This window comes from Ancylobacter rudongensis (assembly GCF_900100155.1).
Classification (GTDB): Bacteria; Pseudomonadota; Alphaproteobacteria; order Rhizobiales; family Xanthobacteraceae; genus Ancylobacter; species Ancylobacter rudongensis.
The window spans coordinates 333577-356464 of record NZ_FMTP01000004.1; the positions used below are offsets into that span (position 1 = coordinate 333577).

Sequence of the window (22888 nt, forward strand, 5' to 3'; positions counted from 1 at the left end):
GTCGTCGCCCTTCAGGCCAGAGCCTGGCGCAGGCGCGCGCATGTCGTCTCAAGCGCGCCGAGGATCGACCGACTGTCCTGCTCAAAGGGATAGAACACTTCGAGGAAGACCGGGCATCCATCGACGCCGGTCCGCCGCAACAGGGCGGCCGCGTCCACAGGATCGACCTTGCCCGGCACGGTGAAGTCCCAGTGGCGATCGAAGGCGAAGTCGGTCTGCTGGATATGGACGGCGGTGATGACGTCGGCGAGACCGCTGAACCACGGCTCCATGCCGCCATGGTCCTCGCCATAGAGCGGCGCGAAGGTTCCGTGCCCCCAATCGACGCAGAGCCGCCACGGCACGGCGCTGCTGGCGGTGTCGTTCATCATCTGCCGCGCCTGGTCGATGCTCCATGGCCACTCCCGGCGCAGCGGCGTCGGCTCGACATAGAGTTCGGTGAGCCCCTCGGCGGCGGCGCGCTCGCCGAGCCGCTGCAGGCGAGTGATGAGTTCCGCGTAGTCGGCCGGATCAAGCGCGTCCGCCTCGCGTCCGTCGAGCGTGGCGGGAATGGCGCCGAGCGGCCCGCCGACGCGCGGAATGCCGGCCAGCGCGGCGAAGCGATAGGCGCGCCCGAGCCAGTATTCGGCATAGTTGCGCACGGCCGGGTCGGGATGCAGCAGCTGGTTGAAGCTGTAATGGGCAAGGCCGATGAAGGCGCTGTGGATGGTGATGCCCGCCGCCTCCGCCGCGCGCCTTATGTCGGCGGCGTGGCGGTCGACGATGGCGTCCGGCCACATCGGATCGACGAGATCGAAGGAGAACTGCACCAGATCGAGCCCGAGCCGCTCGCGCACGACCCCCGTCCACAGCTCCGGCGTCACCCAGCGCTTGGTGCAGAAGCCGAGATTGATACCGAAGTCGATCGGCGCCGGGAACCCGTTCACTTGGTCGCTCCCATGGTCAGGCCGCGCACCATGTGGCGGGAGACGATGAGGGCGAAGATGGTGACGGGCAGCACGATGACGGTGCCGGTCGCCATGATCTTGCCCCAGGGCAGCTCATAGCCGGACATGAAGCTGGTGGCGACGACCGGGGCGGTCTGCACGGCGCGGCGCGTCAGCACCAGCGCATAGAGCAGCTCGTTCCAGGAGAAGATGAAGGAGAAAATCGCCGACACGGCGATTCCTGGGGCACCGAGCGGCAGGTAGATCTTGCGGAAGATGGTGAACTGGTCGGCGCCGTCGAGCCGCGCTGCCTGTTCGAGATCGGCGGGGATCGACTTGAACTGGTCGGTGACGATCCACACCACGATGGGTAGCTGGAAGGTCAGATAGATCAGGATCAGCACCAGATGGGTATCGAGCAGACCGACCTGAATCGCCAGCAGATAGACCGGAAGCGCCAGCACGATAGGGCTGATCATGCGGTTGGAGATGAACCAGAACCACAGGTCGGACTTGCCGCGGAACTCGTAGCGGGCCAGCGCGAAGGCCGCGGGCGTGCCCAGGATCACGGCGAGCAGGGTCGAGCAGGTGGCGACGATCAGCGAGTTGATGATCGCCCCGCTGACCTTGGTGTCAGCGAAGATCTCGGCATAGTTCTGCAACGTCGGGGTGAAGAACCACACCGGCGGCGAGGACAGGATATCGGCCTGGGTCTTGAAGCTGGCCGATACCATCCAGAAGAACGGGAACAGCGTGAAGATGACGACGGCGGTCAGGCCGAGGGCGTGAAGGAGCTTGCCGGACGAGATACGCATCAGTGAACCTCGCGGTACAGCAGGCGGATATACAGCCGGCTGATGATTATGGTCAGGATCAGCAAGAGGATCGCCTGCGCCGAGGCGGTGCCGAGATCGAAGATGCGGAAGCCGACGCGCTGGATGTAGATCGAGATCAGATCAGTGGCCGAGCCCGGACCGCCGCGCGTCATCACGAACACCATGTCGAACAGCTTCAGCACGTCGGCCGAGCGCAGGATCATCACGGCGGTGAGGCCGGGCAGCAGATAGGGCAGCTGCACATGGCGCAGCAGAGCGAGCTTGGACGACGTTTCCAGCCGCGCCGCTTCCTCGATTTCGCCCGGCACCATCGACAGCCCGGCGAGAAAGATCAGCGCGCAGAAGGGCGTCCACTGCCACACATCCATGATGACGATGGCGGCGAAGGCGCCGTCCTGGGTGGACAGCCAGTCGATGGGGCCGAGGCCGAACACGCTGAGTGCCTGGTTAGCGACGCCGAAATCTCTGTTGAAAATCAGGCGGCCGACAAGGCCGACGACGGCATAGGTGGTGGCCAGTGGGACGACCAGTGTGACCCGTGCGAGCGATTTGAGCAGGCCCATCCCGGGCTTGTGCAGCAGCAGCGCGATGGCGAGGCCGAGCACCACCTGGATCGGCAGCACGGCGACGTAGAACTTCGCGGTGAGGAACAGCGAGGACCAGAAGGTGCTGTCGGTCAGCACATGCACGTAGTTCTCGAAGCCGACGAACGGAAAGCCCTCGCGCGGGCGGGTGATGTTGTAGCGGCGGAACGAGGTGACCAGCGCGAAGATGGTCGGGTAGATGCCGATCAGCAGCAGCGTCAGAACGGCCGGCGCCAGGAACAGCGCCGGCGTCCAGCGGCCATAGCCCCGGTTGGGCTTGCGTCGTGCGGCGGATGTCGCGGCCTGGCTCATGGCGTCTTCCCTGTCGCGTCTTGCTGGGGCGGTGTCCGGAAAAACCTCTCCGGTCACTCCAGATTCGTATGATTGGCGCGCATCTGCGCCGGCGTCACGCCCAGCCGCTCGCGCAGGCCGAGGATCATTATCTCGAACAGCACATAGAGTGCGCCCTCATAGAGTGAGCCCATCGGCAGCACGGAGGTCGCGGCGGCGCCCTGGTCGCGGGCCATGGTCTGCGCCGGCACGGTGAGCACGCGGTCGGCGCGGGCGGCGGCGCTGCCTTCCGGCTCGGCGGTGACGAGCAGCGTGCGGGCGCCGGCGGCACGCGCCTCGCCCATCAGCGCGGAAACGGTGGAGAAGTCGCCCGGTCCGGCGGAGACGACCAGCAGGTCGCCCGGCCCGACCGGCGGCGTGGTCATGTCGCCCACCACGGCCGCCTTGCAGCCGAGATGGTAGAGGCGCATCGCGAGGCCCTTGATCTGCAGACCCTCGCGGCCAACGCCATAGAGGGCGATACGGCCAGCGCCGGCCAGCTCGGCGATGGCGCCGTCCAGCTCGTCGTCGCGCACCTTGTCGAGGCAGGCGCGGATCTCGTCCAGCGCCCGGCTGTGCAGAGTGGTCATGTCATTGGGTCCCGGGACAGTTCGCAATGAAAATGGGCGGATGCCGCTTCGCGGGTTGCAGCATCCGCCCGGAGGCCGGCGGCGCGGGAGAGAGGCCCCGCCGCCGGCTTCAACTCACTGAAGGAGCTTCTTCTTGCCGTCGTAATAGCCTTCCTTGCCGAGGATGGCTTCCATGCGGGTGCCGATCTCCTTGGACCCGCCTTCGACGGTGACTTCACCCAGCATCATCTTGGAACCCCACTCGGCGACGATCTCGGAGATCGCCGGCCAGGCCGGGAAGCGCGGGCGATACTCGGGAACGCCAGCCTGCCAGGAAGCGACCATCGGCTCGACGAACTTGTACTTCGCCTTGATCTCCGGGTCGTTGTAGACGGCCATGCGGCCCGAGACGCCACCGGCCTCGACATAGGCCTTGGCGATGTCTTCCGACGTCGCCCACTGGATGAACAGCCAGGTGGCCTTCTGCTGCTCGGGGGTCGCCTGCGCGGCGACGGCGAGCGAGAAGCCGCCCAGCGCGGGCAGGCGGCCGGCGGGACCGGCGGGCTCCGGCGCCACGGCGAGGCAGTCGCCGAGCTTGGAGGTCGCGGGGTCGGCGAGGGTGGAATAGAAGGCCGACCATTCGGTGATCATCGCCACCTGGCCCTGGGCCAGCGCGTTGACCGATTCCGCGTGGTCGAAGGAGACGACGCCGGGCGGCTGGTACTTCATCAGGTCCTGACGGAACTGCAGACCGGCCTGGCTCTCCTTGCTGAGCAGGTTCGACTTGAACTCCTTGTTCAGCAGCGAGCCGCCGAAGGGCCAGAGGAAGCGCATGAAGCTGTCGGCCGACTGGGTCTCGCCGCGGCGCGACTGCAGGGCGTAGGCGAACTCGTTCTTGGAAGCGTCGGTGAGCTTGGGACCGTAGACGGTCATCACCTCTTCCCAGGTCGCCGGCGGCTTGTCGAAGCCCGCTTCCTTGAGCTTGCAGGAGTTGTAGAACAGCAGGCCGGAATAATTGTCGAAGGGCAGGCCGTAGACCGTGCCGCCCCAGGAGCCGAACGCTTCCAGCAGCAGCGGGAAGAAGCCGTCGAGCTTGAGGTTGGGATCGGTGATCGCCCTGTCCTTGGCGAGTTCGTCCACCGGCACCAGCCAGCCATTCTCGGCGAACTCGCCGATCCACACCAGATCGACCAGCGCCATGGTAAGGTCGCCCTGCGAGGTGAAGTTCAGCACTTCCTTCTCGCGCGCGTTCTCATAGGGAACGATCTCGTAATTGACCTTGATGCCGGTCTTCTTCTCGAATTCGGGCAGCAGCTTGATGATGGCGCGGTAGCCCGGACGGTCGAGGAAGATGCCGTTGACTTCAGTGCCCTTGAGGGGCTTGGCCGCCTCTTCGAGCCAGTCGGCCATTGCCGCCACCGGCATGGCCGCCGTTGCCGCCGCGAGGGCGACGACGCTGGCGCAGATTTTCAATGCACGCTTCATGGTTTCCTCCTGAAATGGCGCAGCGCCACGGTTCGGGCGAGGCCGACATGCGGACGGTTGAACCGTCTCTCATCCTTGGCGGGGGCGTGGAGCCGTCGCCGGCGCCGCTTCCTTCCGCAGTTCCGCCGGACGTGCCGGCCTCAACCCTGTGCCGGCGCTTTTCGAGAAGCCCGGCCGCGACAACAGTGCCGTTGTCGACGGGAAACCGATACATTTGTAATCTGAAATATGCAATAGCATCAGAGGCGGATATGGTGGCCGATGCGTGGCAGTCAACAAGCGTGGAGACGGGCAGGATGGCAGCGGAGCATGACGATGGAATGGAGCCGCTCCGCGCCCGGCAGGCTGTCGCCGAGACGTTGGCGCGCGGGGCGGGGGCGCGGGCGCGCAGGTTTTTTCTCCAGCGCGACACGCTGCGCCCAGAGCTGAAATCCGATTCGCAGGACCTCGTCAGCGAGGCCGACCGCAGCATCGAAGCCTGGCTGCGCCGCGCGATCCGCCGGCATTTCCCCGGTGATGGCATCGTCGGCGAGGAGGAAGCGGCAACGGAGGGCACGTCCGGTTTCGTCTGGGTGATCGACCCGATCGACGGCACCATGCCGTTCCTGGTCGGCCAGCCGAACTGGACGGTGTCGATTGGGCTCGCGCGCGGGACAGAGCCGGTCGCCGGCGTCATCTATGCCCCGATGCTGCGCGAACTTTATTCCGCCGTCGCCGGCGGTGGCGCCCGGCTGAACGGGCAGACGCTGGCGATGAACCCGGACTGGACCGTCGCCTCCACCACAATCGGCTTCGGTGCCACGCAGAAGGCATCGCCGGCGGAGGTCGGGGCCTTTGTCGAAGGGCTCTACCGGGAAGGCGGCGTGCTGTTTCGCGTCGGCTCGGGCGCGCTGATGCTGGCCTATTTGGCGGCCAACCGCCTTGCCGGCTACTACGACCCGACCCTGCACTGCTGGGATTGCTGGGCTGGCATGGTGCTGGTGCGCGAGGCGGGCGGGCTGGTGAGCTTCGAGGGCGATTTCACCCGCCCCGGCGCCATGTGGGCCGGCAACGCCACCGTCCACGCCGTGCTGCGGCGGCTGAGCGGGCGCGACTAGGCGAGGGCGGGGATGACGGCGTTGCGCATTCGGTCATCTGGACTTCGAGCAGGGTCAATCAACCCGCGCGTCTGTCGATAGGCTTTCCCCTGCGATGCCGGTTGCGCGGCATGATCGCCAACAGAGGGAACAGCAATGACTTCGCGCTTTCTCGTGACGTGCGCCGCCTTGTCCGCCGTGCTCCTGTCGTCCCCGGCCTTCGCCGTGGACCCGACCACCTGCGCCAAGCCCCGCTTCTCCGATGTCGGCTGGACCGACATCACCGCCACCACGGCGGTGGCCAGCGAACTGCTGAAACATCTCGGCTACAAGCCGGACGTTGCCGTGCTCTCCGTCGCCATCACCTTCAAGGCGCTGGAGAATGGCGACCGCGACATTTTCCTCGGCAACTGGATGCCGCTGCAGGAGCCGACGCAGGTGCCGCTGGTCAAGGACGGCAAGATCGACGTCGTGGCCACCAATCTCGACGGCGCGCGCATCGGCTTCGCCACCTCCAAGGCGGCCTATGATGCCGGGCTGAAGACCTATGCCGACATCGCCAAATTCAAGGACAAGCTGCAGGGCAAGATCTACGGCATCGAGGCCGGCAGCGGCGCCAACGCCACCATCTCCAAGATGATCGCCGAGGACACGTTCGGGCTGAAGGGCTTCGACCTCGTGGAATCCAGCGAGCAGGCCATGCTCACCCAGGTCGGCCATCGCATCAAGCAGGGCGAGCCGGTGGTGTTTTTCGGCTGGCGGCCGCACCCGATGAACGTCAACCTGCCGATCGCCTATCTCACCGACGGCAATGACGTGTTCGGACCCAAGGATGGCGGCGCCAGCGTGCTGACCCTCACCCGGCCGGGCTATACGAAGGACTGCCCGAATGTCGGCAAGCTGCTCACCAACCTCGTCTTCGACGTGGCGATGGAAGACCGGCTGATGAGCGACATTCTCGACAAGGGCATGCAGCCGGAAGCGGCGGTGACGGCGTGGATGAAGCAGAACCCGGCGGCGGTCGACGGCTGGCTCGCCGGCGTCACCACGCTCGATGGCAAGCCCGGCGCGGCGGCGGTGAAGGCCGGCCTCGGCCTGTGAGCCTTCTATAGACGCTGACGGCGCGCCGCGGACGGTGGCGCGCCGAACTGCCGCCGGAACGCCCGCGACAGCGAGGCGAAGGCGGAAAAGCCGGTGCGCTCGGCGATGTCGGCGATGGGGAGATTGGTGTCGAGCACCAGCCGACGCGCCGCCTTCAGCCGCAGCGTGACGTAGTAGGCGCCGGGCGGCACATCCACCGTTTTGACGAACAGCGTCTCCAGTCCCCGCGTCGACACCCCCACCCGCCGGGCGATGGCGGCGACGGTGAGCGGGCGGTCGATATGCGTCTCCATCAGCCGGATCGCCTCGGCCACGCGCGGCTCATGTTGGCGGATGCGGCCGAGCGAGACGATGGGCTGCACGTCCGAGCCCGCGCGGACTTCCTCATAGATGTAGAGGCTCGCCACATCGAGCGCGGCGGAATAGCCGTGCCGGGCGCGGATCAGCGCCAGCATGCAATCGAGCGCCGGGGTGGCGCCGCCACTGGTGAACACCGGCTCGTCGACCACGAAGCGGTCGGGCTGCACGTCGGTGTCCGGGAAGCGGGCGGCGAAATCTTCCAGATCCTCCCAATGGGTGGTGGCGCGCCGTCCCTCCAGTAGCCCGGCAAAGCCCATCAGCCATGAGCCGGATTCGATTCCCCCCGTGGCGACCGAGCGCTTGGCGCCGGCGCGGATCGCCTTGAGGATCGGCGGGGTGGCGAAGCGCGTCGCCTCGAAGGCGGCCACCACCATCAGCACGTCCTGCCGCGCGCCGGCATCGAAGGCGCCGTCCACCGGGATCGGCAGGCCGCAGCTCGCCGTCGGCATCTGCCCGTCCATCGACACCAGCTTCCAGCGGAAAACAGGCCGCCCCAGCACGCGGTTGGCGCCGCGCATCGGGTCCAGCGTCGCCGCCAGCGAGAGTAGCGACAGGCCGGGAAACAGCAGCAGCGTCACGTCGAGCGCGTCGTCGGTGGGGGCAAAGATCATGGCTTCGCAGAATGAGAAATGGATTGCGTAAATAGTTGCGTCACGACTTCGCTTTGCCGTCAAGCTCCACCCATGCGTTCAGGAGCCACGCCATGCCTTTGCAGATGAATCGCGATGTCTTCATCACCTGCGCCGTCACTGGCGCCGGTGACACGACCGGGCGCTCGGCCCATGTGCCGATCACCCCGCAGCAGATTGCTGACAGTGCGATCGACGCGGCGAAGGCCGGTGCGGCGGTGGTGCACTGCCATGTGCGTGAGCCCGAGACCGGCGCCGCCTCGCGCCGCCTCGAACTCTACCGCGAGGTCACCGATCGCATCCGCTCGGCGGAGGTCGACGTGGTGCTGAACCTCACCGCCGGCATGGGCGGCGACCTCGTCTTTGGCGGCGTCGAGGCGCCGTTTCCGCTGAACGAGAAAGCCACCGACATGGCCGGCGCCACCGAGCGCGTCGCCCATGTCGCGCAGTGCCTGCCGGAAATCTGCACGCTCGACTGCGGCACGATGAACTTCAATCTCGGCGACTATGTCATGACCAACACGCCGTCCATGCTGCGCGAGATGGCGCGGCAGATGACGGCGCTGGGCGTGCGCCCCGAAATCGAGGCGTTCGACACTGGGCATCTCTGGTTCGCCAAACAGCTCGCCGAGGAAGGGCTGATCGAGGACCCGGTGCTGATCCAGCTGTGCATGGGCATTCCCTGGGGGGCACCGGATGACCTCAACACGTATCTGGCGATGGTCAATAATGTGCCGGCGGGCTGGACCTTCTCTGCCTTCTCCATCGGCCGCAACGCCATGGCCTATCCGGCGGCGGCGGTGCTGGCGGGCGGCAATGTGCGCGTCGGGCTGGAGGACAACCTCTATGTCGGCAAGGGCCAGCTCGCCACCAACGCCCAGCTGGTTGAGAAGGCGGCCAACGTGGTGACGCATATGGGCGCGCGGATCATCGGCCCGGCCGAGGTGCGCGCGAAGCTGAAGCTGGTGAAGCGCTGAGGAGATGTCGATGTCCGCCCTTTCTCCCATCTCCCGCGCCGCCTGCATTGGCGGCGGCGTCATCGGCGGCGGCTGGATCGCCCGCTTCCTGCTCGCCGGCATCGACGTCAAGGTGTTCGACCCCCACCCCGACGCGCAGCGCATCGTCGCCGAGGTGCTGGCCAATGCCGAGCGCGCTTACGGCCTGCTCACCGGCGCGCCGCTGCCCAAGCGTGGCGCGCTGACATTCTGCGCCAGCGTGGCAGAGACGGTGGCGGACGCGCAATGGGTGCAGGAGAGCGTGCCCGAGCGGCTGGACCTCAAGCGCCGGGTGCTGGCGGAGATCGACGCCGCCGCCCCGGCCGACGCGCTCATCGGCTCCTCCACCTCCGGCCTCAAGCCGACCGACCTGCAGGCGGAGCTGACCCATCCCGGCCGGCTGTTCGTCGCCCATCCCTACAACCCGGTCTATCTGCTGCCGCTGGTCGAGATCGTCGGCGGCGCGGCGACGACACCGGAAACGGTGGCGCGGGCCAAGGCGGTGCTCGACGCCATCGGCATGAAGGGCGTCGTCATCGCCCGCGAGATCGAGGCCTTTGTCGGCGACCGGCTGCTGGAGGCGCTGTGGCGCGAGGCGCTGTGGCTGATCAAGGACGACATTTGCGACGTCGAGACGCTAGACGACGTGATCCGCTATTCCTTCGGCCTGCGCTGGGCGCAGATGGGCCTGTTCCAGACCTACCGCATCGCCGGGGGCGAGGCCGGCATGCGCCATTTCCTCGCCCAGTTCGGCCCGTGCCTGCAATGGCCCTGGACCAAGCTGACCGATGTGGTCGATCTCGACGAGGCGCTGGTGGAGAAGATCGGCGCGCAATCCGACGCGCAGGCGGGGGGGCTCTCCATTCGCGAGCTGGAGCGCATCCGCGACGAAAACCTCGTCGGCATCGTCCAGGCGCTGAAGGCGGGGCAGGGTGGCGAGGGTTGGGGCGCGGGCCGGCTCTTGAAGGCGTTCGAGCAGCGCCTGTGGGCGCAGGCGGGCGCCGCTCCGGCCGCCGATACCGCCGCGCCGCTCGAACTGGTGCAAACACGCGTCTCGCCGGCCTGGATCGACTATAACGGCCACATGACCGAGCACCGCTATCTCCAGGTGTTCGGCGACGCCACCGACGCGCTGCTGCGCCTCATCGGCGTCGATCTCGCCTATGTCGAGGCCGGGCACAGCTACTACACGGTGGAGACGCATCTGCGGCATCTCGACGAGGCGAAGCTGGGGGAAGTGCTGACCTGCACCACCCAGATCCTCGGCGCGGACGAGAAGCGGCTGCATGTCTTCCACCGGCTTTGTGCCGGCCCCGAGCGCCGCGAAATCGCCACCGGCGAGCATATGCTGCTGCATGTCGACAGCAAGGCCGGCCGGGCCTGCCCCGCGGCCGCGCCTGTGCGCGCCGCCCTCGACGTCCTCGCGCAAGCCCATGCGGCGCTTGACCGGCCGATCGTGGCCGGGCGCTCAGTCGGCCTCAAGGCGCCCGCGCCGGCGGCGTGAAGAGGCGTCGCCAAAAATACCGTCGCGGCGTACCCTGTTGCGGGAACAGCGCGCCCGCCCGTGCGTTTATCCCCGGCATCCAACTGGGGCTCTGGGAGACATTCGCATGGAAGACGCACAGATTGGCTGGATCGCCGCCATCATCATCGGCGGTCTGGCGGGCTGGATCGCCTCCTCGATCATGAAGACCGGCACCGGGATCTTCCTCAACATCGTGCTCGGCATCATCGGTGCCGCCGTGGCGAGCTTCCTCTTCGGCCTGATCGGCATCGGCTTCGGTGGCTGGATCGGCTATCTCGTCGCTGGCGTCCTCGGTGCCTGCATATTGATAGGGCTGGTCCGCGCGATACGAAACTGACGCAGCGGCCGGCGGCAGCGCCGCCACTGCACCGAAGAGGGCGCGCTCGCAAGGGCGCGCCTTTTTTAATTGTCGGAGTTTAAAGCAGCAAAGCTTGAATTGATTGGCGATGTTCGCTTTCCATGTGAATATTCTTACTTCGATGAAAATTGGAGGGGGGCATGTTCTATTATCCGACTGAAGAAGAGAAAGCTGCGTACGAAGCGATCGGTCGGTTCGCTCTGGAGTGGGGTAAGCTCGAGCATTGGCTCTACCTTAATCTATTCCACGCCAAAGTTAAATCGAGCCACTTCACTACACTTCGGATAAAAAATTGGACCAAATTAATATTGAAGAAATATGGTGAGGAATCAGGCATTGGTGCTTGTGCCGTAAAATGCGAATTGGATTTATTAAATATTATGGAAGTTCGCCACAGGCTAATTCATGGCGCTCTTGGTGCTATAAATGATAATTCACGAATAATAATGCTCTATGTGGGGAAAACTGGCGAAAACGAAACTACCATATATACAATCGAACAACTGCACGATTTTTGTCACCAGATTGGCCTTTTAAAGGGCGTTGTTAACATGATTAATTCGGGAAATATTCCGTTAGGTTATCCGGAATCTTAATCGAAGGCTAGCGCTACTTAAAGAATCCGCTGGGCGCGAGGGTGAGGGCCCAAAACGCTTTAGAACCCGCTCTTGACCCTGAGATGGGTGTGCGCGTGCGGGGAGCCGTGATTGTGGACGTGGCGGGACTCGTCCTGCGCCACCGGAATAAGGCTGAGCGCGCCGTGCATGACGCCGCGCTCGAGGAACAGTGCCTGAGCATAGGCGGCGATATCGCCGACCTGCCCGCGCATCACCGTCACATCGACCGAGGTCGTATGGTCGAGCGGCACGGAGAGGGCGGCGACCGTCTGGTCGTGCCGCTCCAACCGGCCCTGCGGCACCCGCGCGGCGAGATTGCGCACCGACTGGTCGATGGCGCAGCTGACGACACCGAAGCAGGACGCCCGCGCCGGCCCGTCCGGGCGGGCGGAAAGGCCGCGCCGCACCAGATCGCGTATCGCCTCGGAGCGGTTCGCGGCGCCGCTCTCCTGGATGAAGCCATCCAGCTGGGCGGCCAGATCGTCGTCGATGGCGATGGTGATCCGCTGCATGAAAGCCCCCGGCCGAATACCGTGAGGCTAGGTTATCACCTTGATCCCGGCAAGAATTTTCCCCAGCGACGGCTTTTGTCCTTGCCGGAGGCAGCGCATCATTTGTATGATTTTTAGTCAGTTATTTCATACGAGGGATGCCGTATGCCCCGTTGCTTGCAGGCCGGTTTCGTCGTCTTCGCCGCCCTCGTCCTGCCACTCGGTGTCGGGCCGGCGCTGGCGCATTTCCAGGAGATCATCCCCTCCGCCGACGTGCTGCCGGAGGGCGGGCCGGTGAGCGTCGACATGGTGTTCACCCATCCGGTCGAGGGCGGGCCGGTGATGGAGATGAAGAAGCCGGCCAGGATGGGCGTGCGGGTCGGCGGCGCCACCACCGACCTCCTCGGCCAGATCAGCGAAAAGCCGGTCGACGGCAAGAGTGCCTGGTTGCTCGCCTATGAGCTGAAGGAGCCGGGCGCGGCGATCTTCTTTGTCGAGCCGCAGCCTTATTGGGAGCCCGCGGAAGGCAAGTACATCGTCCATTATGCCAAGGTGATCGTCGACAGCTACGCCACGGGCGAAGGCTGGGACGACCTCGTCGGGCTGCCGGTGGAGATCCAGCCGCTCACCCGCCCGACCGGGATTTGGACCGGCAACGTCTTCTCCGGCGTCGTGCTGAAGGGCGGCAAGCCGGTGCCCTTCGCCGAGGTGGAGGTCGAGTTCATCAATGACGGCACGGTGACGCCGCCGAACGATGCCTTCGTGACGCAGGTGATCAAGGCAGACGCCAATGGCACCTTCACCTATGCCATGCCGCGCGCCGGCTGGTGGGGCTTCGCCGCGCTGCTGGAAGGCGACACGCCGATGACCTCGCCTGAGGGCAAAGAGGTGCCGGTGGAAGATGGCGCGCTGATCTGGGTGAAGGCGACCGATATGGGCGCCGGGAAGTAGGCGGATGGCGCACATTCCGGACGGCCTTCTTTCCGCCCCCGTCCTCGTTGGCGGCGGCCTCCTCGCCGCCGCCGGCGTGGCGCTGGGGCTGCACCGGCTCGATGAGCGGATGATCCCACGCACCGCGCTCCTCGCGGCGGCATTCTTCGCGGGTTCGCTGGTCGCGGTGCCGGTGGGGCCGTCGAGCGTGCATCTGCTGCTGGCGGGGTTGATGGGGGTGATGCTCGGCACTGCCACCTTTCTGGCCGTGCTGGTGGCCCTGTTGTTGCAGGCGCTGCTGTTCGGTTTCGGCGGGCTGACGACGCTCGGGGTGAACACGGTGAACATTGCGCTGCCGGGGGTGCTGTGCGGGCTCGCGTTGGGGCCGCTGATCCGCGCCACCGCGCGGCCTTCGGTGCGGCTGGCGGCCGGCGCGCTGGCCGGGGGGCTGGCGGTACTGGGGACCGGCGGGCTCGTCGCCCTTTCGCTGTGGCTGTCGTCCAGCGCCTACACACCGGCGGCCCGCGTGGTGATCGCCACCTATCTGCCGCTCGCGCTGGTGGAGGCCTTCATCACCGCCTCCATCATCGCCTTCCTCGCCCGCGTCCAGCCCGGGGCGCTGCGGCCGGCTGCGCCATGATCCGTCTCCTGACGGGGGTCCTGCTGGCACTGGCGTTCATCGGCCCGGCGCAGGCGCACAAGCTGAAGGTCTTCGCCACGGTGGAGGGCGGCGAGGTGAAGGGCTACGCCTTTTTCATCGGCGGCGGCCGCGCGGCGCAGACGGCGTGGGTGGCCAGAGATGCGGCCGGCGCGCCGTTCGCTTCCGGCACCACCGACGGGGAGGGGCGCTTCGCCTTCCCTGCGCCGCAGCCACCCACGGACGCCACGGTGACGGTCGACACGCGCGAGGGGCATGTGGCCTCGGTGACGCTGCCGTCGTCGCGCTTCGGTGGCAGGGCGGTTGCGGCCACCCCGACGCTGCCGACGGACGGCCCGAGCCCGATCGACCCAGATGCCCGCCTTGCCGCGCTGGTCGAGGCGGCGGTGCAGCGGCAGGTGGCGCCGCTGATGGAGCGGATTGAGCAGCTGGATACGCGCCTGCGCTATGCCGACATCCTCTCCGGCGTCTTCCTCATTCTCGGCCTTGCCGGCATCGGGTTATGGGCGAGGGGGCGGCGCGGATGACGGCGGGGAGCATCGCGCAGACGTCTCCCCAGCGCGACCTGCGCCTGAACCTCGTCGCCGCCTTCATCGTGCTCGCCTGCCTGTCGCAGCTGCACACGCTGCCTGTCGCGGCGGCGGCGCTGGCGGCGGTGGGGCTGGCGGCCGCCTGGCGGCGGCCCGGCCCCCAACTCTGGCGGCGGCTGCTGCATGTCGAGGGCTTCCTGCTGCTGCTGTTCGCCACGCTGCCCTTCACCCTGCCGGGACAGCCGCTGTTTTCCCTCGGCCCGCTGACCGCGAGCGTCGAGGGCGTGGAGCGGGCGGCGCTGATCGCCACCAAGGTCTCCGCCTGCGTGCTGGTGCTCTCGGCGCTGCTGGGCGCGGTCGAGCCGGCGCGGCTCGGCCCCGCGCTGCGCGGGCTCCATGTGCCGGAGGCGATCGTGCGCCTGTTTGTATTGACAGCGCGCTATCTCGGGTTGATCCGCGACGAGGCGCGGCGGCTGCAGGAGGCGATGCGGATGCGCAGCTTCCGCCCCGGCACGAACCGCCACAGCTGGCGCAGCTATGGTCACCTTGTCGGCATGCTGCTGGTGCGGGCGCTGGAGCGGGCGCAGCGTGTGGAGGAAGCCATGCGCTGCCGGGGCTATGAGGGCCGCTTTCCCCATCTGCCGCAGCCCTCTCCCACACGGCGCGACTGGGCGGGCCTCGTGCTCGCGCTGGTCTTCGGCCTCGCGGTGACGATCGCGGACCGGCTATGAGCGCGCTTGTCGCCCTTGAGGGTGTCACCGTTGCCCGCGAAGGGGTCGATGTGTTGCGTGAGGTCAATTTCGCCCTTGCCGCCGGTGAGCGGCTGGCCATTGTCGGGCCGAACGGGGCGGGCAAGACGACGCTGCTGCGCGCCCTTGTCGGGCTGGAGCGCCCAAGCGCCGGGCAGGTGAGGCTGTTCGGCACGGCATGCCGGAGCGAGCGCGAGTTCCGTCCCCTGCGCCCGCGCATCGGCTATCTGTTCCAGGATAGTGACGACCAGCTGTTCTGCCCGAGCGTGATCGAGGATGTCGCCTTCGGCCCGCTCAATCTCGGCTGCACCCAGGCGGAGGCGTTCCGCCGGGCCGAGGAGGTGCTGGCGACGCTCGGCATCGGCGCTCTCGCCGAGCGCATCAGCCATCGGCTTTCCGGCGGCGAGAAGCGTCTCGTCTGCCTCGCCGGGCTGCTGGCGATGCAGCCGGACGTGCTGCTGCTGGATGAACCCACCAACGGCGTCGACACCGAGAACGGCAAGCGCCTGCGGGCGGCGCTGCGTGCTTTTCCCGGCGCCATGCTGCTGGTCTCGCACGATGACGGCTTCATCGCCGAGCTGGCGACGCGGGCCCTGGCGATTGAGGGCGGGCGTCTGTTCCCGGCCGCGCTGCACGCCCACCCGCACAGCCATACCCATTCCCACCCGCATATCCATCCGGTGACGGCGAGCTAAGGCACCACGGCGCCGCGCGTCCTTCCCTCCGCCGCCTCTCGCGGGGTGAAAAGCGCCGGGAAGCGCGGCGCGCGGTATGGACAATCTCAAATTGTGGTCTGACCACGCTAGATACGGAACCGCTGGCCGGACATGCCGCGGCCGGACTAATCGGCTTACGCGCGACGGTCCGCGCGGGCGCCTATTCCTTGGGCGATCAGTCGCAGATGCAGCGTCACATAAGGGGATATATGGCCTCTTACGGTATCCGTCCACAGGGCGTCCCGCCGTCGATTCGTCCCTCTGCCTAATGGAAAGGCGGGCCGGCGTCCAAAATTTGGATTTGCCAGCGCGGTCAGACCGCGCAATCCTGACAACAGGTCAGACCGCATGAGCCATCTTAACCGACACCCTTGACCCTGGGACGCAACATGCTTGGCACAGTGAGTACCGGACTTCTCGACCTTGGACGGCGGGTCCTTGTCCCGTCCCGCAGCATGGCGCACGCCCCGCGCCTGACCTTCGCCGGCCTGCTGGCGGGCGGCATCGGTGCCGGCCTCGTCGCAGCGCTGCTGGCCGCGCCCCTGCCGGCGCGGGCACAGGATGCCAAGACCACGCTGGTGGTCGCCGCCCCGCGCACGCCGGAATCTCTCGACCAGGAATACCCGCCGACCGAGGCCGGCCATGAGGTGCGCCGCAACGTCAATGAGCGCCTGCTTGGCTACGCCCAGAAGAAGGGCGATGACGGCATCCTCTACGAGGATTTCACCACCATCGTCGGCGTGCTGGCGGAGAGCTACGAACTCTCACCGGACAAGAAGTCCATCACCTTCAAGCTGCGCAAGGGCGTGAAGTCCTACAACGGCAACGAGCTGAACGCCGACACGGTGATGTGGTCGTTCGAGCGCGGCTGGAACATGAAGTCGAACTTCCACTGGTACATGACGCAGATCTTCAAGATCGAGGATCCGAAGGTCGCCTTCACCAAGGTGGACGACTACACGGTCAAAGTGTCGATCCCGAATCCCTCGCCGCTGCTGGACCGCATCTGGATCAACAGTGACCTTGGCATTCTCGACGCCACCGAAGTGAAGAAGCACCTCACCCCCGAAGACCCCTGGGGCGCGCGCTGGCTTTCCACCAACACCGCCTCCTTCGGTCCCTACCAGATCACCAAATACACGCCCGGCCAGGAAGTGGTCTATGACGCCAACCCGAACTACTGGCGGGGCCCGGCCAGGCTGAAGCGGGTGATCCTGCGCGAGATGCCGACCTCGGCTAATCGGGTGGCCGCGCTTCAGGCCGGCTCGGTCGATGTCGCGGAATATCTGCTGCCGCGCGAGCTGGCGCTGCTCTCCAAGGTGCCCGGCGTCACCGTCTACAAGGTGTTCGGTAACTTCATCCACCGCGTGGAAATGAACAACGCCAAGCCGCCCTTCGATAATCTGAAGGTGCGCCAGGCAGTGAATTATCTTGTGCCGCGCGAGGAAATCCTCAAGAGCGTGTATTTCAACACGGCGCGCTTCACCAAGAGCCCGATTTCCGAGATCTACCCGGCCTTTACCGACGAGTACTTCTTCTTCAACAACGATCCCGCCAAGGCGAAGGAGCTGCTGAAGGAGGCCGGCTTCCCCGAAGGCTTCAAGACCCAGCTCGCCTACCGCACCGGCGACCAGATCGAGGAAGAGATCGCCGTCATCCTGAAATCGGCCTTCGCCAAGGGCGGCATCGATGTCGAGCTGCTGAAGCTGCCGGCCTCCACCCTGGTCGAGCGCTACACCAAGGGCGAGGTGCCGATGTACTTCTTCCGCGACATGGCGATCGTGCCGGACGCGGCCTATGTCGCCAATCTCTGGCTCAACAGCGCCTCGGCGATCAACTACTCGAAGTTCAAGAGCGATGAGGTCGACGCCCTCATCAATGCCGGCCTGACCAGCACCGACGAGGCCAAGCGCGTCGCCGACATGAAGCGGGTGCAGCAGATCACCATGGAGGGCGCGCCCTGGGTGTTCCTGATGAACCCCGGCTACCAGCTGGCCACGCGGGCCAATGTGAAGGGCTATTCCTGGTACACGCCGAACGGCAACGCCTTCTACGACATGTACAAGGAGTGAGCCGCCGCCGCTCGCTCAAGAGTGTCCCGGCTTCGGTCGGGACACTCGCCGCGCCTCCCCCCACCGGACGCACGAGCCCCGCATGACTGTCGCCGTCCGCCTCGCCGGATTCTGGGGCACCGTTCCCCGCCCGTTGAAGATCGTCGTCAGCCGCCTCTTCATGCTGGTGCCCCAGCTCTTCGGCGTGATGATGGTGACATTTCTGCTGGTGCGCCTGCTGCCGGGCGACCCGGCGCTGCTGCTGCTCGGCAACATGGCGACGCCCGACACCATCGCCGCCTTCCGCGAGCGGCTCGGCCTCGACCTGCCGATCTGGGACCAGTTCCTGCGCTATGTCTGGAACGCCCTGCACGGCGATCTCGGCACTTCGATCTTCACCTCACAGCCCGTCGTCTCCGACCTTCTGGAGCGCGCGCCGGCGACGCTGGAACTGATCACCTACGCCATGGCGCTCACCATCCTCATCGGGGTGACGCTGGCCATCGTCTCGGTGGTGCGGCCGGGCGGGGCGGTGGATATCGGCAGCCGCATCTACGGCCTTGCCGCCGGCGCGATCCCCGATTTCTGGATCGGGCTGCTGCTGATCTACTTCTTCTTCTACATGCTGGGCTGGGCGGCCGCGCCGTTCGGGCGCATCGACACCTTCGTCACGCCGCCTCCCGCCGTAACGGGCTTCTACACTCTGGACAGCCTCATCGCCGGCAACCCGCAGGCTTTCTTCTCCTCGGTCGGGCGACTGGTGCTGCCGGTGCTGACGCTCGCCATCGTCAATGCCGGGGCTCTGATGAAGATGACCAAGACCGTCTTCGCCGATGTCTACCGCAGTGATTTCATCCGCCACGCCCGCGCCTCGGGCCTGCCGGAGCGGACCATCCGACGCATTGCGCTGCGCAACTGCCTGCCGCCGATCATCACCCTTGTCGGTTTCATGGTCGGCTTTCTGCTCGGGGCGGCGGTGCTGGTGGAGACCATCTTCTCTTGGGGCGGGCTGGGGCAATATGCGGTGCAGGCGGTGGTGAACAGCGATTATCCCGCGCTGCAGGGCTTCGTGCTGGTGGCCGCCACCTTCATCCTGGTCGTCTATACCGTGGTCGACATCCTCTACGAACTCGCCGATCCGAGGATCCGGGTATGAGGGCGACCTTCACGCGCTATCTCAGCCGCCATCCCGGGGCGGTGATCGGGCTGGTGCTGCTGGGCCTGCAGGTCATCGCTATCCTGTTCGCGCCATGGCTCACCTCCTATTCGCCTGTCGAGGCCGACCCGCTGGCCTCGCTGGAGCCACCCTCGCTGGCGCACTGGTTCGGCACCGATGTGTCGGGCATGGATATCTACGCCCGCGTCATCTACGCCACCCGGATCAACCTGCTGATCTCGCTGACCGCTGTGGCGGTGGCCTTCGTCATCGGCGTGCCGGTCGGGCTGCTGATCGGCTTCTACCGCGGCGGGCTGTCCTCGCTTGTCATGCGGGTGTTCGACTTCATCCAGTCCTTCCCGATCTTCGTGCTCGGCATGGCGCTTGTCTCGGTCATGGGACAGGAAATCTGGAACGTGTCGATCGTGCTCGCCGTGCTGTTCATCCCGATGTTCGCCCGCGTGATCCGGGCGGAGGTGCTCTCCCTGCGCGAGCGGCCCTTCGTGGCGGCGGCGCGGTGCAGCGGGGCGACCGACTTCTCCATCATGTTCCGCCACATCCTGCCCAATGCGCTGACCCCGGCAATCGTACAGATCTCGATCAGCGTCGGCCTTGCCATCCTGCTCACCGCCGGCCTGTCCTTTGTCGGCGCAGGCGTTCGCATGCCGACGCCGGAATGGGGGCTGATGGTGTCTTCCGGGGCGCAGCAGATGATCCTTGGCGTGTGGTGGGTGTCGCTGTTCCCGGGGCTGGCCATCGTCATCGCCGTGCTCAGCTTCGCGCTGATCGGCGACATGGCGAAGGACCTCTCCGATCCCACCACGAGGGACCGCCGATGAGAGCGCCAAACGCCGCGCCGCTGCTAGCGGTGGACAATCTCAGCGTCGATTTTGGCGAGGGTTCGCCCAAGGCGCTGTCGGGGGTCTCCTTCGAGCTGCGCCGCGACGAGGTGCTGGGCATTGTCGGCGAGACGGGCGCCGGCAAATCGGTGCTGGCGCGCAGCCTGCTCGACCTGCTGCCCGAGGGCGGGCGCATCGTCGAGGGCGACATAAGGCTCGACGGCGCCTCGGTGCTCGGACTGAGCGAGACGGAGCAGGGCAAGCTGCGCGGGGCCCGCATCGCCCTTATCGGCACCAATGCCAAGGCGCTGCTCGACCCGGTGGCGACGGTGGGGGCGCAGATCGCCCGCGTGCTGCGGGCGCATCGCGCCTGCGGCCGACGGGAGGCTTGGGCGGCGGCGGTGGATCTTCTGGCCCAGGTCGGCATCGTCAATCCGGAGCGGCGGGCAAAGGCCTATCCGCATGAGCTGTCCGGCGGCATGGCCCAGCGCGTGGTCATCGCCATGGCGATGGTCGCCAATCCCGATATCGTGCTGGCTGATGACGCCACGCTCGGCCTTGATGCCACCATACAGGTGCAGGTGCTGGATCTGTTGGTGAAGCGCTGCCGCGAACTCGGCGCCGGCGTCGTGCTCATCACCCATGACCTCGGCATCATCGCCCATTATTGCGACCGGGTGGCGATCATGAAGGGCGGGCGGATCTTCGAGCTGGGCGAGGTCGGCCGCTTCCTGGAGGGGCCGCGCGACGACTACAGCCGTACGCTGCTCGATGCCGCGCGGGTGCGCCCGACGCCGATGGCGGGGCAGGGCGAGGGGGGCGGCGTCACGGACGAGGCGCACGCAAAGCCGCTGCTCGATGTGCGGCGGCTGGAAAAGTTCTTCCCCATTGCCGGCAGCACGGAGGTGGTGCGGGCGATCGACGACGTGTCCTTCTCGGTCGGGCGCGGCGAAACGCTGGCGCTGGTGGGGGAGAGCGGTTCCGGCAAGACGACGGTGGGGCAATGTCTCGTGCGGCTGCTGGAGTGCGATGGCGGCGGCATCACCTTTGACGGCGTTGACATCACCGACATGCCGGCCAAGGAATTCCGCCCCCTGCGACGGCGCCTGCAGATGGTGTTCCAGGAACCCTATGTGGCGCTCAACCCGCGCTGGCCGGTGCGGGCGCTGATTGCCGAACCGCTGCGGCTCGACCCCGGCCTCGACGCCAAGGGGCGCGAGCACCGGGTCCGGCAATTGCTCGATCTGGTCCACCTGCCGCTGAGCCTTGCGGAGGCCTATCCGCACGAACTGACCGCCGGCGAGCAGAAGCGCATCGGCATTGCCCGCGCTCTGGCCACCGGGCCGGACTTCGTGGTGTTCGACGAGCCGACTACCGCGCTCGACATCAGGGTGCGGGCGCAGATCATCGATCTGGTGCGCGACTTGCAGGCCGAGATCGGCATGTCGGCGCTGTTCATCACCCACGATCTCAACTCGGTGCGCTCGCTCGCCCACAATGTCGCGGTTATGCGCCACGGCAAGATCGTCGAGTACGGTGAAACCGAAGCCATCTTCGCCCACCCGACGCAGGACTACACCCGCATGCTGCTTTCCGCCGAACTGCCCATCGAGCAGGGCCTGCTCCAGCGCGACCGGGCCGAGGCCCGCCGTCTTGCGGGAACGGCCTGATGGAGCGCCATATCCTCGTAACCGGCGGTGCCGGGCTGATCGGCAACGCGGTGCGGTGCGCGCTGGAAGCGCAGGGTCGCAAGGTCGTCGCGATCGATCTGGTCGAGCGCACCCGCGAGGGCCTGCCTCTTGTCGCCTGCGACCTCACCGACATTCACCGCCTGCACGCTGTCGCGGCGGAGTATCCGCTCGACGCTGTCATCCATTGCGGCGCCCATTCCGGGCCGATGGTGGCGCGCGACAACCCGTATTCGATGGTGCAGGTCAATGTGGTGGGCACCGCCAACATGCTGGAGCTGGCGCGCATTCATCAGCTGCGCCGCTTGGTGTTCTGCTCCTCCACCAGCGCCTATGGCGACACGCCTGAAGGGCCGGTGCCGGAAGACGTGGTGCTGCGCCCGACCTCGGTCTATGGCGGCAGCAAGGCGGCGAGCGAGGCGCTGCTATGGACCTATTGGCGCCAGTTCGGCGTCGATGCGCTCGCCATCCGCCTGTCCTGGGTCTACGGGCCGGGGCGAACCACCGATTGCGTCATCCGCACCATGATCGAGGACGCGCTGGCCGGTCGGCCGACGCGGCTGCCCTTCGGCCAGGATTTCCACCGCCAGTTCCTCCATGTCGAGGATGCCGTCGCCGCGCTGCTGCTGGCGCTCGACGCGACGCCGCCGCCGCGGCGCATCTACACCGCCACCGGCGGCACCTATGTGACGCTGGGCGAGATCGGCGAGGTGGTGAAGCGGGTGCTGCCGCAGGCCGACATCGCCCTCGCGCCGGGCCCCGATCCGGTGGACGAGGTGCACCGGCGCTTCGACATCTCGGCCATAAGCCGCGATCTCGGTTACACCCCGCGTTTCGATCTGGAGACGGGCATCCGGTCCTATGCGGACTGGATCGCGGCCCGTGCAGGCTGAGGAAACAGCACCGATGCAGGAATTCTCGCTTCACGGCCGCAAGGCGCTCGTCACCGGCGGCAGCCGGGGGATTGGCGGCGAGGTGGTGGAACTGTTCGCCCGCTATGGCGCCGAGGTCGCCTTCTGCCATGTGGGCGATGGCTCTAACGCGGCGGCGCTGGAAGCCCGGCTGACGCAAGCGGGCCACCGGGTTTTCGGCACCGAATGCGACGTGGCCGATGCGGCTGCGGTGGAGGCCATGGCCGTCTGGGCGAAGGAAATACTCGGCCAGGTGGACATTCTGGTCAACATGGCTGGCATTGGCGGTGACAAGGCCTTTGTCGACCTCTCCATTGAGGAGTGGGACCGGATGATCGGGGTGCATCTGCGCGGGCATTTCCTCGTCACCCGGCAGTTCTTCCCCGACATGCTGGCGCGCGGCTATGGGCGGGTGATCAACTGCGCCTCGCAGCTCGCCTATCGCGGCGCCCCGGCGCTGGCGCATTATTGCGCCGCCAAGGCCGGCATTGTCGGCTTTACCCGGGCGCTGGCCTATGAGGGAGCGCCCCATGGCGTGACGGTCAACGCCATCGCCCCCGGCGCCACCGAAACGGTGCTTCTGGGCGGCTTGAGCGACGAATGGCGTGCCCGCAAGCTCACCGAAATCCCGCTCGGCCGCTTCGGCCAGGTGTCGGAGATCGCCCCCACCATCCTGATGCTCGCCTCGGCGGCCGGCGCCTTCTATGTCGGCCAGACGCTCTCGCCCAATGGCGGCGACATCATGCTTTGATCCCATTCTTCTCCGAACGCATCCAGC

At 66.7% G+C, this 22888-nt stretch carries 24 protein-coding genes; 17 read left to right on the forward strand and 7 right to left on the reverse strand.

Going from position 1 to position 22888, the window contains the following annotated elements:
- Positions 1–11: 11 nt before the first annotated feature.
- The 5 genes from BLO63_RS12810 to BLO63_RS12830 form a co-directional block, all read right to left on the reverse strand.
- On the reverse strand, positions 12–926 hold the full coding sequence (locus tag BLO63_RS12810; protein ID WP_091441119.1) for a sugar phosphate isomerase/epimerase family protein: 915 nt from the start codon (positions 924–926) through the stop codon (positions 12–14).
- On the reverse strand, positions 923–1741 hold the full coding sequence (locus BLO63_RS12815) for a carbohydrate ABC transporter permease (protein WP_091441120.1): 819 nt from the start codon (positions 1739–1741) through the stop codon (positions 923–925). The genes BLO63_RS12810 and BLO63_RS12815 overlap by 4 nt, the downstream gene beginning before the upstream one ends.
- A complete protein-coding gene (locus BLO63_RS12820; protein ID WP_091441123.1) occupies positions 1741–2658 on the reverse strand; it encodes a carbohydrate ABC transporter permease in 918 nt (305 codons plus the stop codon). The genes BLO63_RS12815 and BLO63_RS12820 overlap by 1 nt, the downstream gene beginning before the upstream one ends.
- A 53-nt stretch (positions 2659–2711) precedes the next feature.
- Entirely contained in the window at positions 2712–3266 is a 555-nt protein-coding gene (locus tag BLO63_RS12825; RefSeq protein WP_091441125.1) for an SIS domain-containing protein, read from the reverse strand.
- 114 nt (positions 3267–3380) lie between these two features.
- A complete protein-coding gene (locus BLO63_RS12830) occupies positions 3381–4730 on the reverse strand; it encodes an ABC transporter substrate-binding protein (protein ID WP_091441128.1) in 1350 nt (449 codons plus the stop codon).
- A 296-nt stretch (positions 4731–5026) separates the two neighbouring features.
- On the opposite strand from BLO63_RS12830, the gene BLO63_RS12835 reads away from it, so the two are divergent.
- Both BLO63_RS12835 and choX read left to right on the forward strand, forming a co-directional pair.
- The gene (locus tag BLO63_RS12835) at positions 5027–5827 is read left to right on the forward strand and encodes an inositol monophosphatase family protein (protein WP_244517855.1); all 801 of its coding nucleotides are present in this window, start codon (positions 5027–5029) and stop codon (positions 5825–5827) included.
- A 135-nt stretch (positions 5828–5962) separates the two neighbouring features.
- A complete protein-coding gene (choX, locus tag BLO63_RS12840; protein ID WP_091441133.1) occupies positions 5963–6907 on the forward strand; it encodes a choline ABC transporter substrate-binding protein in 945 nt (314 codons plus the stop codon).
- A 5-nt stretch (positions 6908–6912) separates the two neighbouring features.
- On the opposite strand, the gene BLO63_RS12845 is transcribed toward choX, so the two are convergent.
- Positions 6913–7878: a GlxA family transcriptional regulator gene (locus tag BLO63_RS12845; RefSeq protein WP_091441136.1), complete on the reverse strand. Its 966-nt coding sequence runs from the start codon at positions 7876–7878 to the stop codon at positions 6913–6915.
- Positions 7879–7970: 92 nt separating this feature from the next.
- Here BLO63_RS12845 and bcoG point away from each other — a divergent pair, with 92 nt between their 5' ends.
- From bcoG to BLO63_RS20970, 4 genes are all read left to right on the forward strand, one after another.
- Positions 7971–8873: a 3-dehydrocarnitine:acetyl-CoA trimethylamine transferase BcoG gene (gene bcoG, locus BLO63_RS12850; protein WP_091441139.1), complete on the forward strand. Its 903-nt coding sequence runs from the start codon at positions 7971–7973 to the stop codon at positions 8871–8873.
- 10 nt (positions 8874–8883) lie between these two features.
- A complete protein-coding gene (locus BLO63_RS12855; RefSeq protein WP_091441142.1) occupies positions 8884–10395 on the forward strand; it encodes a carnitine 3-dehydrogenase in 1512 nt (503 codons plus the stop codon).
- 106 nt (positions 10396–10501) lie between these two features.
- Complete coding sequence (locus tag BLO63_RS12860; protein WP_091441145.1) at positions 10502–10753, forward strand: GlsB/YeaQ/YmgE family stress response membrane protein; 252 nt, start codon at positions 10502–10504, stop codon at positions 10751–10753.
- A gap of 161 nt (positions 10754–10914) precedes the next feature.
- Positions 10915–11370 carry a hypothetical protein gene (locus BLO63_RS20970; RefSeq protein WP_143007075.1) on the forward strand — a complete coding sequence of 152 codons (456 nt, stop codon included), beginning with the start codon at positions 10915–10917 and terminating at the stop codon, positions 11368–11370.
- Positions 11371–11429: 59 nt separating this feature from the next.
- On the opposite strand, the gene nikR is transcribed toward BLO63_RS20970, so the two are convergent.
- Complete coding sequence (gene nikR / locus BLO63_RS12865; RefSeq protein WP_091441148.1) at positions 11430–11903, reverse strand: nickel-responsive transcriptional regulator NikR; 474 nt, start codon at positions 11901–11903, stop codon at positions 11430–11432.
- Positions 11904–12047: 144 nt separating this feature from the next.
- Between nikR and BLO63_RS12870 the strand changes: the two genes are divergently transcribed.
- The 11 genes from BLO63_RS12870 (at position 12048) to BLO63_RS12920 (ending at position 22861) form a co-directional block, all read left to right on the forward strand.
- On the forward strand, positions 12048–12833 hold the full coding sequence (locus BLO63_RS12870) for a DUF4198 domain-containing protein (protein WP_091441151.1): 786 nt from the start codon (positions 12048–12050) through the stop codon (positions 12831–12833).
- A gap of 4 nt (positions 12834–12837) precedes the next feature.
- Positions 12838–13452: a cobalt transporter CbiM gene (gene cbiM, locus BLO63_RS12875; protein ID WP_091441154.1), complete on the forward strand. Its 615-nt coding sequence runs from the start codon at positions 12838–12840 to the stop codon at positions 13450–13452.
- A complete protein-coding gene (locus BLO63_RS12880; RefSeq protein ID WP_091441156.1) occupies positions 13449–13997 on the forward strand; it encodes an immunoglobulin domain-containing protein in 549 nt (182 codons plus the stop codon). Before cbiM ends, BLO63_RS12880 begins: the two co-directional genes overlap by 4 nt.
- Positions 13994–14731, forward strand: coding sequence for a cobalt ECF transporter T component CbiQ (gene cbiQ / locus BLO63_RS12885; protein ID WP_091441431.1), 738 nt, complete (start codon positions 13994–13996; stop codon positions 14729–14731). The genes BLO63_RS12880 and cbiQ overlap by 4 nt, the downstream gene beginning before the upstream one ends.
- Positions 14728–15444, forward strand: a complete 717-nt coding sequence (locus BLO63_RS12890) for an energy-coupling factor ABC transporter ATP-binding protein (RefSeq protein WP_091441158.1) — start codon at positions 14728–14730, stop codon at positions 15442–15444. Before cbiQ ends, BLO63_RS12890 begins: the two co-directional genes overlap by 4 nt.
- 476 nt (positions 15445–15920) lie before the next feature.
- Positions 15921–17537: an ABC transporter substrate-binding protein gene (locus tag BLO63_RS12895; RefSeq protein ID WP_091441160.1), complete on the forward strand. Its 1617-nt coding sequence runs from the start codon at positions 15921–15923 to the stop codon at positions 17535–17537.
- Between the two features lie 82 nt (positions 17538–17619).
- Entirely contained in the window at positions 17620–18672 is a 1053-nt protein-coding gene (locus BLO63_RS12900; RefSeq protein ID WP_091441162.1) for an ABC transporter permease, read from the forward strand.
- Complete coding sequence (locus BLO63_RS12905; protein ID WP_091441164.1) at positions 18669–19511, forward strand: ABC transporter permease; 843 nt, start codon at positions 18669–18671, stop codon at positions 19509–19511. The genes BLO63_RS12900 and BLO63_RS12905 overlap by 4 nt, the downstream gene beginning before the upstream one ends.
- Positions 19508–21181 carry an ATP-binding cassette domain-containing protein gene (locus BLO63_RS12910; protein WP_091441166.1) on the forward strand — a complete coding sequence of 558 codons (1674 nt, stop codon included), beginning with the start codon at positions 19508–19510 and terminating at the stop codon, positions 21179–21181. The genes BLO63_RS12905 and BLO63_RS12910 overlap by 4 nt, the downstream gene beginning before the upstream one ends.
- Positions 21181–22092, forward strand: a complete 912-nt coding sequence (locus tag BLO63_RS12915; RefSeq protein WP_091441168.1) for an NAD-dependent epimerase/dehydratase family protein — start codon at positions 21181–21183, stop codon at positions 22090–22092. Before BLO63_RS12910 ends, BLO63_RS12915 begins: the two co-directional genes overlap by 1 nt.
- Before the next feature lie 13 nt (positions 22093–22105).
- A complete protein-coding gene (locus BLO63_RS12920) occupies positions 22106–22861 on the forward strand; it encodes an SDR family NAD(P)-dependent oxidoreductase (RefSeq protein WP_091441170.1) in 756 nt (251 codons plus the stop codon).
- Positions 22862–22888: the final 27 nt, after the last annotated feature.